We start from the raw sequence: 15,249 nt of genomic DNA, 5'->3' as shown, positions 1-15,249 counted from the left end.
TAGGGACGGCCACATGACCAGCATCATCGCCGAAGACGTGCTGCTTCTCGGCTACGACGAGAAGACGGGCCGGCCCACGATCGGCTCCACCGAGCTGAACGCCGGCCTCGCCGGCGCCCTCCTGGCCGAACTGGCGATCAAGGGCCGGCTCAGCCTGGCCGACAAGAAGGTGGTCGTCACCGACCCGACCCCCGTCGGGGATCCGGAGCTCGACGCCGCGCTGGCACGGATCGCCGCCGAAGCCAAGGTCCGCAAGCCCGAGTGGTGGGTCGACAAGCTCGAAGGCGCCAAGTTGCGCGAGCGGCTGCTCGTCAGGCTCGTCGAGGGCGGGGTGCTCTCGGAGGAGCGGGGCAGGGTCCTCGGCCTGTTCAAGACCGTCAAGTATCCAGAGCTCGACGGCGGCGTCGAGAGGGCCGTACGGATGCGGGTGGAGAGCGTGCTGAACGGCGCCGAGCCCGACGAGCGGACGGCGGTCCTCATCGGGCTCATGCACGCCACCAAGGCGCTCAAGAAGCAGTTCCCCGGCGCCGACGAGGCCCGGGTGAAGGAGATCACCGAGGGTGGCTGGGCCGGGGAGGGCGTGACGGAGGCCATCAAGGCCGTGGAGGCGGCCGTGTTGATGATGATCGCCACGGTCGTCGTCGTCACGACCGTGAGTTAGCCCTTCTCGAGCGCGCTCTTCGGCACCGGCTTGTCGGCCTCCAGCGCCTCGAACAACTGGTTGGCCCTGGTCGTGTCCCACTTGACCACCGACTGCCCGTCGATGGTGGGCAGCGAGCCGATCGGGACCGCGGTGGTGACCGGGTTGTTCTTCATGGCCAGGCCCAGCGAGAGCAGGTTGAACGGGCCGGTGCCCGGGTCGACCGCGACCGACTCGGCGGCGCTGTTGGCCAGCGGGACGGCCGTGAACGGGTTGATCAGGGTGCCGGGGCTGGCCGCCTTCTTGACCACGGCGGAGAAGAACTCACGCTGGCGCTGGGTGCGGTCGAAGTCGGGGATGGCGCCGGTCTTGCGGGTGCGGACGTAGCCGAGGGCGGTGCCGCCGTCCATGAGCTGGCAGCCCTTCTTGATGTTCAGGGCCGCCTTCGGGTCTTTGATCGCCTGCTTGGGGCAGATCTCCACGCCGCCGACGGCGTCGACGATGCCGACGAAGCCGCCGAAGCCGATCTCCATGTAGTGGTCGATCCGGATGCCGGTCACCTGCTCGACCGTCTGGGTCAGCAGCTTCGGGCCGCCGAAGGCGTAGGCGGCGTTGAGCTTGCCGTTGCCGTTGCCCGGGATCGGCACGTAGGAGTCACGCGGGAGGCTGACCAGCGTGGGCCGACCGTCGCCGTCGGGGATGTGCAGCAACATCATCGTGTCGGTGCGCCGCCCGACGGCGGAACCGGTGCGCAGCTTCTTCCGCTCGGCCGCGCTGAGCCCGGCCCGGCTGTCGGAGCCGACCAGCAGCCAATCTTGCCCGGGAGTCTCGGCCGGGCGTCCGTCGTAGTCGGTGAAGGCCTCGACGTTGTTCATCTTCCCCTGGACGCTGAAGAACAGCGCCACGACCCCGATCAGCACCAGCGACAGGAAGACCGCCAGGCCGATGGCGATGTTCCGGCCGATGCGACGAGGCTTGCGCGGGCCGTCATGCGCCGTTGGCTCGTTCCCACCCTCGAACATCCTGACCGGTGAGGTGCCCTTCCGGGGCTTGCCGTAGACCTTGGAACGGCCTTTGGGCTCGGGTCCCTTGACTTCCGGCTCGCGAACCGGGTAGGCCGGAGGGTCCAGCGGCCGCCGCACCATTCGCGTCGGCTCGTTGTCCTCAACCACGTTCCTCTACCCCCCGCTTGCCGACTTCTGACTCTGCCTTGACGGTACGCCGATCCGACCGCCCCGGGCGGGCCCGTTATCAAGGTTTTCCTATGGAAAAGTACACAGATCCGATCCGGGAAACATCATTGGCGGCTCGCCCGTTACGGTTGAAGCACCCCTAGTTGAAAGGACCGTCGTGTCCGTTTCGGACCCCTGGAGTACCGGCCCGTGCCTTGGCACGGGTCCACGTGAGGCGATGAGATGACCATCGCCCTCGGCCTCCTCGCCGTCCTGCTCCTCACCTTGGCGACCGGATTCTTCGTCGCCCAGGAGTTCGCTTACGTCGCCGCCGACCGAGCGCTGCTGCGCCAGCAGGCCGACACCAATCCCGCCGCCCGCCGGGCCCTCGACGTCACCGGCCGGCTCTCCTTCATGTTGTCGGGCGCCCAGCTCGGCATCACCGTCACCACCCTGCTGGTCGGCTTCCTCGCGGAACCCGCCATTTCGGTGTCCTTCCGCGGCCCGCTCGAAGACCTCGGGCTGCCGCCGGGGGCCGTGCCCGGGGTGAGTGTCGCGATCGGCGTCGCCATCGCCACGATCATCCAGATGATCCTCGGCGAGCTGGCGCCCAAGAACCTGGGCATCGCCCGGCCCGAGCCGGTCGCGATGTGGTTGTCGCGCCCGACCCTCCTCTACTTGAAGATCTTCGGGCCGCTGATCCGGTTCTTCGACGGCTCGGCCACCCGGCTCGTCCGGTTGTTCGGCATCGAGCCCGTCGAGGAACTCGAACACGGCGCCACCCCCGAGGAGCTGCACCGCATCGTCGACGACTCCCGGGAGGCCGGCGACCTGCCGCCCCGGCTGGCCGACCTGCTGGAGCGCGCCCTCGACTTCGGCGACCGCGCCGCGGAGGACGTCATGGTCCCCCGCCCCCGCGTGGTCTCCCTGCACGCCGACGCGCCGGTGTCCTCCCTGGTCGACGCGGTACGCGACCACGGCCACTCCCGCTACCCCGTGCTCGGCAGCGACACCGACGACGTCGTGGGCGTCGTCGGCCTGCTCGACTACCTGGGCCGGGAGGGCGAGGCGACCATCGCCGGGATCATGCGCACCCCGCTGCTGGTCCCGGCCACCCTGCCGGTGCCGGTCCTGCTCTCCCGCATGTCCGGCGGCACCTTCGCGTGCGTCATCGACGAGTACGGCGGCCTCGCGGGCGTCGTCACCATCGAGGACCTGGCCGAGGAACTCGTCGGCGAACTGGTCGACGAGAACGACCCCGAGCCCCTCGGCGTCACCGCCAACCCCGACGGCTCCTGGGACGTGCCCGGCACCCTGCGCATCGACGAGGTCGAGCGGGCCACCGGCGTCACCCTGCCAGAAGACGACGGCTACGAGACCGTCGGCGGCCTCGTGCTGGCCGAGCTGGGCCGCATGGCCGAGCCCGGCGACGCGGTGACCGTCGCGACCGTCGAGGAGCACGACCTGCTCGACGACGACGAGGAGCCCCGCCACGCGCTGCTGACCGTGCTCGACGTGCACCGGCGGGTGCCCCAGATGATCCGCCTCGCCATCGCGGCCCCGTCCGCCGAGGCGGCGGTCGAGGAGCCCGCCCACGAGAACACCGGCCCGCAGGACTACGCGCCCGAGCTCTTCTCGGCCCTGTTCCAGGGGAGGCCGGTGTGAGCTCCACGATGGCACTTCTGCTCGGCGTCGTGCTGCTGGCGCTGAACGGGCTGTTCGTGGCCGCGGAGTTCGCGGTCATCTCGGCCCGCCGCCACCGCCTCGAAGAGTCGGCCACCGGCCCGTTCGCCCGGATCGCCGCCAGGGCCGCCCTGCGGGGCAGCCGCCAGCTCTCGCTCATGCTGGCCGGCGCCCAGCTCGGCATCACGCTCTGCTCGCTGGGCCTGGGCATGGTGACCGAACCGGCCCTGCACCACCTGCTCGAACCGCTCCTGGGCGGCCTGCCCGAGAGTGTGGGAACCGCGATCTCGTACGTGCTGGCGCTCGGGATCGTCACCTTCCTGCACATGGTGGTCGGGGAGATGGCGCCCAAGTCGCTGGCCCTGACCCACCCCGAGCCGGCCGCGCTGGCCCTGGCACTGCCGTTCCGCGGCTTCGTCTGGCTGGCCCGCCCCCTGCTGGCCGGCCTGAACGGGCTGACCAACGGCCTGCTGCGCCTGTGCGGCGTACGCCCCCGCGACGAGCTGGCCACCGCCCGCACGCCCCACCAGCTCGCCGTGCTGGTGGCCGAATCGGGCCGGATGGGCATGCTCGACCGCGCCGAGCACGACCTGCTCACCCGGGCGCTGCGGGTGCAGAACCAGCCGGTCGAGCGGCTGATGACGCCGCTCGCCGACGCGGTCACGATCGCCGCCGACGCCCCGGCCGACCGGGTGCACAAGACGGCGGTTGCGGCCAACCGGCTGCGCATGCTGGTGACCTCTCCCGAGGGCGTCAAAGGCGTGCTGCACGTCCGCGACAGCCTGGTCCATCCCGAGATGACCCCTGGGGAGCTGGCGACGCCCGTACCGACCCTGAACGTCTCGACGCCCATCCCCGACGCCGTGACCGCGCTGCAGGACGCGCGGGCGCAGCTCGGACTGGTGGTCGACGAGCGGGGCGAGGTCGTCGGCGAGATCAGCGTGACGTCGCTGATCGGTGAGCTGCTGACTGTGTAGTCCCCGCGCTCCGTCCGACCCCCGCGCCTGCGGCGCGGGGGCTCGGGCGCTTTCAGCCCCCGTCTTCCCTCGTCGCTCCGGTTCGCTTCGCTCTCCTGCGCTCCTCAGTCCAGACGGGGGCGCGCCCTCGCGGGTCCGTCTGGCCTCAGGAGTCGCTGTGGCCACTTGGGTGGACCATATTCCGGGACAATCCGTCTCGCATGGCGAGACTTCGGGCAAACTTTTTCCGGCGAACCCGGGTGCAAGCGGTTTGAAAGCCGCGCTTCGGAGAATATGGATCAACGCCGTTCAGACTACGGAGGATCCGCCGTGCCATCAGGGACGTTATGCCCCACAACGAAAAAACCCCGCCTGCGGAAGGTTTTCCTTCCGACCAGCGAGGTCGATTCTCTGTGGGCAAGGGGGGAGTTGAACCCCCACGTCCTTTCGGACACACGGACCTGAACCGTGCGCGTCTGCCATTCCGCCACTTGCCCCTTACGGGTGCGCCTCTTTTCGGCTGCCTGGAAAGGTTAGCACGGATCCGCCAGTGCCACTGAACCCGGATACGATCCGTGTAGACGATGGAGGAAGGGAGGTACCCGGTGGGAGTCCTTCAGCGCTTCGAGCGCAGGCTCGAAGGTTTGGTTGAGGGGGCCTTCGCACGTGCGTTCAAGTCCGACCTTCAGCCCGTAGAGGTCGCCAGCGCGGTGCAGAGGGAGATGGACGACCGTGCCGCGATCGTCGCCCAGGGCAGAACGCTCGTGCCCAACGACTTCGTGGTGGAGTTGTCCACGACCGACAACGAGCGGCTCGAGGTCTATGCCGACAGCATCAGCCACGAGCTCGCCAACCTCGCTCGGGAATACGCCAAGGAGCAGGGCTACTCGTTCGTCGGACCCGTCCGGGTGCGCTTCGAGATCGCCGAAGACCTAGCGGTCGGGCTGTTCCGGATCAGGTCCGGGGTCATCCGCGGCGCGACGGTCGAGCAAGACGAGATCAGACAACCGGTCAGCGACGTGCCCGCCGCTCGCAAGAGCAGCGCGTTCGGCGGCCGGCCCCGCCTGCTGGTGTCCACCCAGGACGACCCGCAGGGCCAGCGGTCCTACGAGCTGACCACACCGGTCACTCTGCTGGGCCGCGGGACCGATTGCGATCTACGGCTGGTGGATCCGGGCGTATCGCGGCATCATGCCGAGCTACGGGTCGAGGGTCAGCAGGTCGTTCTGGTTGATCTCGGTTCCACGAACGGCACCTTCGTCAACGGGCAGCCGGTCCGCAGGATCGAGATGCAAGACGGGACGAGGGTGACACTGGGGCGTACGACCCTGGTGTTCAGACGCGATTAAAGGTAGACAAACGGTCCATGTCCGAGCTCGCGCTGCTGCTGATCAGGCTCGCCTTCCTGGCGGTGCTCTGGTTCTTCGTCATTGCCGCGGTCGGCGTGATCCGGACAGACTTGTTCGGTCCGCGAACGGCTCCTTCCGCCAATCCCCGGAAGTTGCCCACGAAACCGGCGAAGAATATTCCTGCCAAGCCCAAGAGGGGGGAGCCACGTCAGATGGTCGTCACAGGTGGCCCCCTGCAAGGGACCATCATCAACCTCACCGAACAGCCGATCACGATAGGCCGGGCCACTGACTCGACGCTCGTCCTCAGCGACGACTACGCGTCCAGCCGCCACGCCCAGCTCTTCCCTCAGGACGGCCAGTGGATCGTGGAAGACCTCGGCTCGACCAACGGAACCTACCTCGACCGTTCCAAAGTGACCCGCCCGACGCCGGTGCCTCTCGGGACTCCGATCCGCATCGGCAAGACCGTCATCGAATTGCGCAAATGACAACAGCACTCCGATACGCCGCCCGCTCGGACGTCGGCCTCCTCCGTGAAGGAAACGAGGACTCGGCGTACGCCAGCGGCCGCCTGCTCGCCGTCGCCGACGGCATGGGCGGGCACGCTCACGGTGAGGTGGCCTCCTCGGTCGCCATCGCCGCACTGTCGTCCCTCGACAGGGACGCCTACGGGAGTGACCTGGTCGGCACGATCGAGGCCGCGGTCCGCGACGCCAACCACCAGCTCCACATGATGGTGGCCCGCGATCCCAGCCTGAAGGGCATGGGGACCACGCTCACCGCCATGTTGTGGAACGGCACCCGGTTCGCGCTCGTCCACGTGGGCGACTCGCGGGCCTACCTGTTGCGCAACGGTGAGCTCTACCAGATCACCCACGACCACACACTCGTGCAGTCGCTGGTGGACGACGGCCGCATCACCCAGGAAGAGGCCGCCAACCACCCGCAACGCTCGATCCTTCTGCGCGCCCTCGACGGCAGCGGCGAGGTCGACCCCGACCTGCAGGACCGGGAAGCCCAGATCGGCGACCGCTACCTGCTGTGCTCGGACGGCCTGTCCACCGTCGTCAGCGCCGAGACACTCCATCACACGCTCTCCACCATCGACGATCCCGACGACGTGGTACGCCAGCTCATCGACCTGGCCAATCGCGGCGGCGGACCTGACAACATCACCTGCGTGGTGGCCGACGTCATCGAGACCGACGACGTGCAGCCGCTCAGCCACGCGGCGGCGGTGGTCGGAGCGGCCGGTTCCGGACGCGTGCGTTCGGCGCCGCCCGACAACCCGGCGGGCCGCGCGGCGACCGTGACCGCGCCCCAGCCGGTCATGGTCGACCTCGATCTCGACGACCGACCCGCGCCGGAGGCCCTCGCGGTCTCCGGCCGCCGGGCCGCCCGCAAGCGGCGCACCTGGCCGGTGGTCACGACGTTACTGGTCGTCGTCGTCGGGGTCCTGGGGGCCGGAGGCTACTTCGGCTACCAGTGGACCCAGAACCAGTTCTACGTCGGCGCCGACAAAGGCCGCCTGGTGGTGTTCCAGGGGGTCGACGCCGACCTGGGCTTCGTCTCGTTCAAGCACGTCGTCCACACCTCCGACCTGTCGGTCTCGGCTCTCCCACAGGTGGAACAGGACAAGGTACTGAGCGGGATCATGGTCAACGACGTCGACGCCGGCAAGGCGAAGATCGCCGCGCTCACCGGCGGCACCGAGAGCCCCACTCCCGACGCGTCCCCCAGCCCGGCCGGCGACCAGTCGAACCCCGGCGAGAACACCGGTGGGAACACCGGCGGGAACACCGGCGACACCCCGGCCGACACCTCGGAAACGCCGTCGTGACGACCGCACCCGTAGCGGAGGCGCCGGCCGTTCCGATGACCGCGAAGCGGCGGGGCGCGCAGCTCGTCATGCTCGCCTTCGCGATCGTCGTCGTGATGGGCGCCTACGCGAGCGTCGGCCTCGGCATCGACGGCCAGATCCCCTCAGGCACTTTCACCTACGGCCTCGGCCTGGCCGCGCTGATGTTCGCCGCCTACGGCGTGCTGGCGAAATGGGCCCCCTGGGCAGATCCCCTGCTGCTTCCCCTGGTGACGCTGGTCAACGGGCTCGGCCTGGTGATCATCTACCGGATCGAGCAGACCGGCCAGGGCGGCGCCTCGGCCACCAACCAGCTCATGTGGACCGCGCTCGGCGTGGTGATGTTCTCCGCGACCCTGATCGTGTTGAAGGACCACCGTGCCTTGCAGCGCCTCACCTACACGATGGGCTTCATCGGCCTCGGGCTGCTGGTCATGCCGCTGCTGCCGTTCGTCGGCCGGGAGATCAACGGCGCCCGCATCTGGATCGGCGTCGGGCCGTTCACCATCCAGCCGGCCGAGTTCTCCAAGCTGGCGCTGGTCATCTTCTTCGCCGGCTACCTCGTGGCCAAGCGCGACGTGCTCGCGCTGGCCGGGCGGCGGCTGCTCTTCATCGACCTGCCCCGCGCCCGCGACCTCGGGCCCGTCCTGGTCACGTGGGGGCTCAGCCTCGGCGTGCTGATCCTCCAGAAGGACCTGGGCAGCTCGCTGCTGGTGTTCGGCACGTTCATCGTGATGCTCTACGTCGCCACCCAGCGCACCTCCTGGGTGCTCATCGGCATCCTGCTGTTCATCGGCGGCGCCGTGCTGGCGGGGCAGATCTTCGACCACGTACAGGCGCGGTTCGAGGTCTGGCTCCACCCCGAGCTGCCCGAGTTCTACGACCGCGAGCTGGGCGGCAGCTACCAGCTCATGCAGGGCCTGTTCGCGTTCGGCTCCGGCGGCATCCTCGGCACCGGGCTCGGCAAGGGCTTCCCCGACCAGATCCCCCTGTCGTTCTCCGACTTCATCATGGCCGTCGTCGGCGAGGAGCTCGGCCTGACCGGGCTGATGGCGCTGCTGATGGTCTACGCCCTCATCGTCCAGCGCGGCCTGCGCACCGCCCTGGCCGCCCGAGACCCGTTCTCGAAGCTGCTGGCGGGCGGGTTGTCGTTCATCCTCGCCTGGCAGGTCTTCATCATCGTCGGCGGCGTGACCAGGCTGATCCCCCTCACGGGTCTGGTCACGCCGTTCATGTCCGCCGGCGGTTCCGCCCTGCTGGCTAACTGGATCCTTATCGCCCTGCTGGTACGCATGTCGGACGCGGCTCGACGCCCGCCGCCCCAAGCCATCCAGAACGAAGGACTCACCCAGGTGTTCACGCGATGAACAGCACCCTCAAACGAGCGGCCGTCGCCTGCATGGTCATGTTCGGCCTGCTCATGATCAACGTGAACTACCTGGGTGCGGTGAAGGCCGGCGACTACAGCACCGACAACCGCAACACCCGCTCGTTCTACAAGCGCTACTCCGTCGACCGCGGCTGGATCACCGCCGACAACGGCAAGACCACCCTGGCCAAGACGGTCGACACCAAGGACGCCAAGTTCCGCTACGAGCGCGAATACCCCAACGGCCGCATGTACGCCCATGTCCTGGGCTTCTTCGCGCCCGAGAGCGCACGCGGCATCGAGCTCAACGAGAACAAGCTCCTCGACGGCAGCGACCCCGACCTGGTGGTCGGCCGCCTGATCGACTTCGTCAGCAAGAAGCCGCCGAAGGGCGCCAGCGTCGACCTGACGCTCGTCCCGGCCGCCCAGAAGATCGCCTACGACAAACTGCGGGCGAGCGGCAAGCGGGGCGCCGTGGTGGCTCTCAACCCGAAGACGGGCGCCATCCAGGTGATGGTCTCGCTTCCCACCTACGACCCCAACGATCTGGCGGTCCCCGACAGGGGCAAGGTGGCGGCCGCCTACAACAAGCTGGCCGACGACGACACCGACCCGCTGCTCAACCGGGTGACCGAGAAGACCTATCCGCCGGGCTCGACGTTCAAGGTCGTCACCGCGGCGGCGTTCCTGGAGGCCGACCGCAGCCGCGACCCCGAGACGACCGTCCCGGCGCCGCAGGTGCTCGACCTGCCCGACACCACCGCCGGCCTGCCCAACTACGGCGGCGCGGCCTGCGGCAGCGGTGAGGTGACGCTGCGGTTCGCGCTGGAGCGCTCGTGCAACACCCCGTTCGGCCAGATGGGCATGGACCTCGGCTGGGACACGATGCGCGAGGAGTCGGCCAAGTTCGGCATCGGCGAACCGATCCAGTTCGACCTGCCGACCGCCGGCACCACGATCGGCCCCGAAGAAGAGACGGCGGCGCTCGCGCAGCTCTCGATCGGCCAGCGCAACAACCAGCAGACCCCGCTGCAGATGGCGCAGGTCGCCTCGGCGATCGCCAACAGCGGCGTGCTGATGAAGCCGACGCTGATCAACAAGATCACCGACCCGGGCGGCAGCGTCATCGAGGAGCTGAAGCCCGAGCAGCTCACCGAGGCCCTGAGCGGCGAGGTCGCCGACGAGCTCAAGCAGATGATGGTGTCGGTCATCACCAACGGCACCGGCACCGGCGCCCAGATTCCGGGCGTGACGGTGGCCGGCAAGACCGGCACCGCCGAGGCGGGCGACGCCCCGGCGCCGCACGCCTGGTTCATCGGCTTCGCCCCGGCGGAGAACCCCGAGACGGCCATCTGCGTCTTCATCGAGGCGGGCAGCGCCGGCAACGACGCCACCGGTGGTGGCACGGCGGCGCCGCTGGCGCGTGACGTCATGCAGGCGGTGCTCGAAGCGAAATGAGCCATGGCCTGCTCGGCAACCGTTACCGTCTGACCTCCCGGATCGCCATCGGCGGCATGGGCGAGGTCTGGCGCGCGACCGACGACCTCCTCCACCGGGAGGTCGCGGTCAAGTTGCTGCGCGCCCACGTGGCCGCCGATCCGGCGTTCCGCGACCGGTTCCGGACCGAGGCCCGCATCACCGCGGGGCTGGCCGACCCGGGCATCGCCCAGGTCTTCGACTACGGCGAGGAGAACGACCTCGCCTATCTGGTGATGGAGCTGGTGCCGGGAGAGCCGCTGTCGGCGATCCTGGCGCGCAACGGGAAGCTGAGCGCCGAGGTCACCCTCGACGTCGTCTCGCAGTCGTCGCGTGGCCTCCACGCCGCCCATCAGGCGGGCGTCATCCACCGCGACGTCAAGCCGGGCAACCTGCTGGTCACCCGGACCGGCCTGATCAAGATCACCGACTTCGGCATCGCCCGCGCGCTCGAGTCTGCCTCGGTCACGGCGACGGGAACGGTCCTCGGCACCGCCCAGTACGTCAGCCCCGAGCAGGCCTCGGGCCACCAGCTCACCCCCTCGACCGACCTCTACTCGCTGGGCGTGGTGGCCTACGAGTGCCTGACCGGCCGGCCGCCGTTCCTGGCCGAGACCCAGGTGGCCGTGGCGCTGCTCCACCTCAACGAGCAGCCGCCGCCGCTGCCCGCCGACGTGCCCGACGCGGTGCGGGCGCTGGTGATGGCGCTGCTGTCCAAAGATCCCGCGCGGCGTCCCGGCAGCGCCCGGGAGCTGGGCGACCGGGCGATGGTGCTGCGCGACTCCCTGGCCGGGCCGCAGGAGGCCGCGCTGAGCACGCTCACCGGGCCGAGTGTCGTCATCACCAACCGGGTGGGCGCCCCGCCTTCGGGCGGGCCGCTGTCGACCAAGCCGCTGCCCCAGAACGGGCGGCGGACGACCGCCCTCGTCGTCGCCGCCGTCGGTGCGGCCGCGGCGGCCGGATTCGGGGCGATTCAGTTCATACCGACTTCGACAGAGCCGGAGACGGTGACCGGAACGTCACCGGAAGATGGTGGTCAGGTGACGTTCGCGCCGGTCGACCAGCCGAGGCGGACCACACTCACGCCCCTGGTTCCGGCCACGCGCCGGCCGCCCTCGGTGCCGTCGGCCCGGCCTATTTCCACGCCGTCGGCTACGGTTGTCAAGACGGCGATCCCGAGCAAGAGCCCCGCGCCGTCGCCGACGACCACGACGACTCCCACCCCGACCCCGACGCCGAGCGAGACTCCGACGCCAAGTGAGACTCCAACAACGCCCATACCTTCCCCAAGCGCCACGACCGTCCCGAATGAGGAGACGCCATGACGTATGGGGTCGATGATGGACAACGGCGGCACCCCACGATGAACGGCAAGGGACTGTGCAGGAAATGACTCAGCCACGGCTACTCGGCGGTCGATACGAACTCGACGGCGTCGTCGGGCGTGGCGGCATGGCCGAGGTCTATCGCGCCCGGGACATCCGGCTCGACCGTATCGTCGCGATCAAGACCCTCCGCTCCGACCTGGCCCGTGACCACACGTTCCAGGCCCGGTTCCGGCGCGAGGCACAGTCGGCGGCGTCACTGAACCACCCGTCGATCATCGCGGTGTACGACACCGGCGAGGACATGATGGACGGCACCCCGGTGCCCTACATCGTGATGGAGTACGTCGACGGGCGGACCATCCGCGACCTGCTGCGCCAAGACCGCCGGCTGATGCCCGAGCGCGCGGCCGAGCTGATCGACGGCATCCTGCGGGCGCTCGACTACAGCCACCGCGGCGGCATCGTCCACCGTGACATCAAGCCGGCCAACGTCATGCTGACCCGCAACGGCGAGGTCAAGGTGATGGACTTCGGCATCGCCCGCGCGATGGCCGACTCGGCCGCCACGATGACGCAGACCGCCCAGGTCATCGGCACCGCCCAGTACCTCTCGCCCGAGCAGGCGCGCGGTGAGCGCGTCGACGCCCGCAGCGACATCTACTCGACCGGCTGCGTGCTCTACGAGCTGCTGACCGGCCAGCCCCCGTTCACCGGCGACTCCCCCGTGGCGATCGCCTACCAGCACGTCCGCGAAGACCCGATCCCGCCGTCGCGGATCGACCCGGAGATCCCCAAGTGGTGTGACGCCATCGTCCTCAAGGCGATGGCCAAAGACCCGGTGCAGCGCTACCAGAGCGCGGCCGAGATGCGGGCCGACCTCCAGCGGGCCGTGCAGGGCATGCCGATGGACCCGCAGACGATGGCCCTGGCCAACAACTACGGCCAGTACGCCGGCGCCGACCGCACCCGCACCATGACCAGCGCCCAGGGCGCCGTCCCGGCGCAGGGCACCCGCCACATCCCCGCCTATGAGTACGGCGAGGAGGAGCGCACCAGCCGCAGCGACCGCCACCGGCAGAAGAGCAGCGCCGGGGCGACCGCCGCCAAGACGGCCGCGTGGATCCTCGTCCCGCTGCTGATCATCGGTGCGTTCATCTGGGTCGGCCTCACCTTCCTCGCCCCCACCGACGGCGGCGAGAAGGTCGAGACCGTCCCGGTCCCCGTCGTGGAAGACCAGCCGAGGGCCGAGGCCGAGGCGGCGCTGACGAAGGCCGGCTTCAAGGTCACGGTCGAAGAGGAGTTCAACGAGGACTACCGCAAGGGCCGGGCGATCGGTACCGACCCGGCGGCCGGCGAGGACATCCAGAAGGGCAGCGACGTCAAGCTCATCGTCTCCAAGGGCCTTGAGACGATCGCGGTGCCCAACGTCGTGGGCAAGACCCGTGAAGACGCCACGGCCGAGCTGCAGGCCGCCGGGCTGAAGTTCACGGTCGAGTTCAAGGGCTCCTCGGGCAAGCAGGGCACGGTCATCGCGACCGACCCGCCCGCGGGCGAAGAGGTCAACAAGGGCAGCCGGGTCAAGCTGACCCTGCCGACCGAGCTGATCGAGGTCCCGACCGTCACCACGCTGACGGTCGACGACGCGCGCCAGACGCTCGAAGAGGCGGGCTTCAACGTCAACATCTCGGAGCAGCCGAGCGACGTGGTCCCGCGCGGCATCGTCATCGACCAGACCCCCGCCGGCGGCTCGAAGCAGCAGCCGAAGCGGACGATCACGCTGGTCGTCTCCAGCGGCCCGTCGACCGACCAGCCGCAGTTCCCGCCGACCACCGACCCGGGCACCGATCCCCCGAGCGACGACCCCACCGACGGCACCGAAGACCCGACCAACCCGGGTGACCCCGGTGACGGCGTCGACGTCGACACGGGCGGCAACGGCGGGGCCGGCGAGTTCGGCCAGTAAACGCAGAAAGGGTTTCCGCCACTCGGGGGCAATGGCGGAAACCCTCACTGTGACTTCGGTTACAGCCCCCGCCGTGTTACAGGTTTCTGAGCCAATTTCCGAGCAATTGTGAGCCATGCTCGGACAGGACCGACTCTGGGTGGAATTGCACCCCTTCCAAGGGCGCTGACCTGTGCCGCAGCCCCATGACCACCCCGTCAGGGGTGGTCGCGGTGACGGTCAGCTCCTCGGGCACACTCTCGGGCGTGACGGCCAGGGAGTGGTAGCGGGTCATGGTCACCGGGCTCGGCAGCCCCTCGAAGACGCCGCGGCCGTCGTGGGCGATCGGGCTGGTGCGCCCGTGCAGCAGTTCGGGGGCCCGCTTCACCTCGCCGCCGTAGGCGATGGCCAGGGCCTGATGTCCCAGGCAGACGCCCAGGTAGGGCACCTGGTGGTCGGCACACCAGTGGACCAGCGGCACGCTGACCCCGGCGTCTTCCGGGGCTCCGGGCCCCGGGGAGACGAGCACGCCGTCGAACCCGGCGGCGTCGGCGACGCTCACCTCGTCGCGGGGGCGGACGTCGCAGTCGGCGCCGAGGACGCGCAGGTATTGGACGATGGTGTGCACGAAACTGTCATGGTTGTCGACGACCAGAATGCGCACCTGCTCACCCTACGGTCACCTCGTCAAGGGCGACACGCGGCTCCAGCCAGGGGAACAGGCCGTACCAGAGGAAGAGCCCGGCCAGGCCGAGCAGCAGCAGCAGGCCGACCAGCTTGGCGGCGCGGTTGCCGGGCAGGTGGCGCCAGACGAAGGCGTACAGGACATCTCCTAGATGACGTCGCGTTCCTCGGTCTTGGTCAGGGTGCCGAAGACGATGAGGCGTTGGCGGGCCGAGTATTCGGGGTGGCAGGTGGAGAGGGTGATCACGGCTTTCTCGGCCTTCTTGCCCGGGTGGCCGGGGACCGGTTCGATGACGTCCACCTCGGTGGGCTCGACGATCTTCGTGCCGGTGACCTCGTAGGTGTACCGCGCCTCGCGGGCGTCGACCACGATGGGGTCGCCCTTCTTGAGCTCGTCGATCCGGTTGAACGGGGCGGCGTAGGTGGTGCGGTGGCCCGAGACGACGAAGTTGCCGACTTCGCCCGGCTGGGCCGAGCCCGGATAGTGGCCGGGGCCCTGCCGCAGGTGTTCGTGTTCGACACCCTCGACGATGGCGTACTTGTAACTTGCACCGAGGCGGGGGATCCGGATGAGAGCCACGGCGCCGCCGAGTTCGACCTTTCCCAGGATCTTCTCCTCCGGCTCGGCCATGAGTTGCCGCTGGAGGATGCGCTGGTGGCGTTCGGTGTAGGCGCTGGTGCCCCACAGCAGGTAGGCGCAGAAGAGCAGCAACACGACACCCAGGGTGATGCTGAGCTCACCGATGGTCCGCAGGATGGCCCTCACCGGGCCACCGTAGAAGCGGGGGT

13 protein-coding genes and 1 tRNA gene are annotated in these 15,249 nt (G+C 69.3%); 10 read left to right on the top strand and 4 right to left on the bottom strand.

Going from position 1 to position 15,249, the window contains the following annotated elements:
* Positions 1–13 precede the first annotated feature (13 nt).
* Positions 14–661 (top strand): GOLPH3/VPS74 family protein, encoded by a 648-nt coding sequence (locus AW273_RS09305; RefSeq protein ID WP_062347224.1) that lies wholly within the window; start codon positions 14–16, stop codon positions 659–661.
* Here the strand turns inward: AW273_RS09305 and AW273_RS09300 are convergent.
* Entirely contained in the window at positions 658–1,812 is a 1,155-nt protein-coding gene (locus AW273_RS09300) for an LCP family protein (RefSeq protein ID WP_232327224.1), read from the bottom strand. The two genes, AW273_RS09305 and AW273_RS09300, sit on opposite strands and share 4 nt — an antisense overlap.
* A gap of 243 nt (positions 1,813–2,055) precedes the next feature.
* Between AW273_RS09300 and AW273_RS09295 the strand changes: the two genes are divergently transcribed.
* On the top strand, positions 2,056–3,477 hold the full coding sequence (locus AW273_RS09295; protein WP_062347222.1) for a hemolysin family protein: 1,422 nt from the start codon (positions 2,056–2,058) through the stop codon (positions 3,475–3,477).
* Positions 3,474–4,472 carry a CNNM domain-containing protein gene (locus tag AW273_RS09290; protein WP_062347214.1) on the top strand — a complete coding sequence of 333 codons (999 nt, stop codon included), beginning with the start codon at positions 3,474–3,476 and terminating at the stop codon, positions 4,470–4,472. Before AW273_RS09295 ends, AW273_RS09290 begins: the two co-directional genes overlap by 4 nt.
* Before the next feature lie 393 nt (positions 4,473–4,865).
* Here the strand turns inward: AW273_RS09290 and AW273_RS09285 are convergent.
* Positions 4,866–4,948, bottom strand: a tRNA-Leu gene (locus tag AW273_RS09285).
* Between the two features lie 108 nt (positions 4,949–5,056).
* Here AW273_RS09285 and AW273_RS09280 point away from each other — a divergent pair.
* The 7 genes from AW273_RS09280 to pknB all read left to right on the top strand — a co-directional run bounded on the left by AW273_RS09280 (position 5,057) and on the right by pknB (position 13,797).
* The gene (locus AW273_RS09280) at positions 5,057–5,800 is read left to right on the top strand and encodes an FHA domain-containing protein (RefSeq protein ID WP_030455206.1); all 744 of its coding nucleotides are present in this window, start codon (positions 5,057–5,059) and stop codon (positions 5,798–5,800) included.
* A gap of 17 nt (positions 5,801–5,817) precedes the next feature.
* Positions 5,818–6,291, top strand: coding sequence for an FHA domain-containing protein FhaB/FipA (locus AW273_RS09275; RefSeq protein ID WP_030455205.1), 474 nt, complete (start codon positions 5,818–5,820; stop codon positions 6,289–6,291).
* Positions 6,288–7,643, top strand: a complete 1,356-nt coding sequence (locus tag AW273_RS09270; protein WP_083949625.1) for a Stp1/IreP family PP2C-type Ser/Thr phosphatase — start codon at positions 6,288–6,290, stop codon at positions 7,641–7,643. The genes AW273_RS09275 and AW273_RS09270 overlap by 4 nt, the downstream gene beginning before the upstream one ends.
* A gap of 35 nt (positions 7,644–7,678) precedes the next feature.
* A complete protein-coding gene (locus AW273_RS09265; protein WP_062347212.1) occupies positions 7,679–9,028 on the top strand; it encodes an FtsW/RodA/SpoVE family cell cycle protein in 1,350 nt (449 codons plus the stop codon).
* Positions 9,025–10,488: a peptidoglycan D,D-transpeptidase FtsI family protein gene (locus tag AW273_RS09260; RefSeq protein ID WP_062347210.1), complete on the top strand. Its 1,464-nt coding sequence runs from the start codon at positions 9,025–9,027 to the stop codon at positions 10,486–10,488. Before AW273_RS09265 ends, AW273_RS09260 begins: the two co-directional genes overlap by 4 nt.
* Positions 10,485–11,831, top strand: coding sequence for a serine/threonine-protein kinase (locus AW273_RS09255; RefSeq protein ID WP_062347208.1), 1,347 nt, complete (start codon positions 10,485–10,487; stop codon positions 11,829–11,831). Before AW273_RS09260 ends, AW273_RS09255 begins: the two co-directional genes overlap by 4 nt.
* 64 nt (positions 11,832–11,895) lie before the next feature.
* On the top strand, positions 11,896–13,797 hold the full coding sequence (gene pknB / locus AW273_RS09250; RefSeq protein WP_062347202.1) for a Stk1 family PASTA domain-containing Ser/Thr kinase: 1,902 nt from the start codon (positions 11,896–11,898) through the stop codon (positions 13,795–13,797).
* Positions 13,798–13,873: 76 nt separating this feature from the next.
* On the opposite strand, the gene AW273_RS09245 is transcribed toward pknB, so the two are convergent.
* Positions 13,874–14,440, bottom strand: a complete 567-nt coding sequence (locus AW273_RS09245) for an anthranilate synthase component II (protein ID WP_083949624.1) — start codon at positions 14,438–14,440, stop codon at positions 13,874–13,876.
* Between the two features lie 168 nt (positions 14,441–14,608).
* Entirely contained in the window at positions 14,609–15,226 is a 618-nt protein-coding gene (locus tag AW273_RS09235) for a class E sortase (protein WP_062347198.1), read from the bottom strand.
* Between the last annotated feature and the right edge of the window lie 23 nt (positions 15,227–15,249).

The organism is Herbidospora yilanensis, from assembly GCF_001570565.1.
Lineage (GTDB): Bacteria > Actinomycetota > Actinomycetes > Streptosporangiales > Streptosporangiaceae > Herbidospora > Herbidospora yilanensis.
Note: the sequence above shows the minus strand (reverse complement) of the source record. Positions and strands in the feature narration are given on the sequence as shown.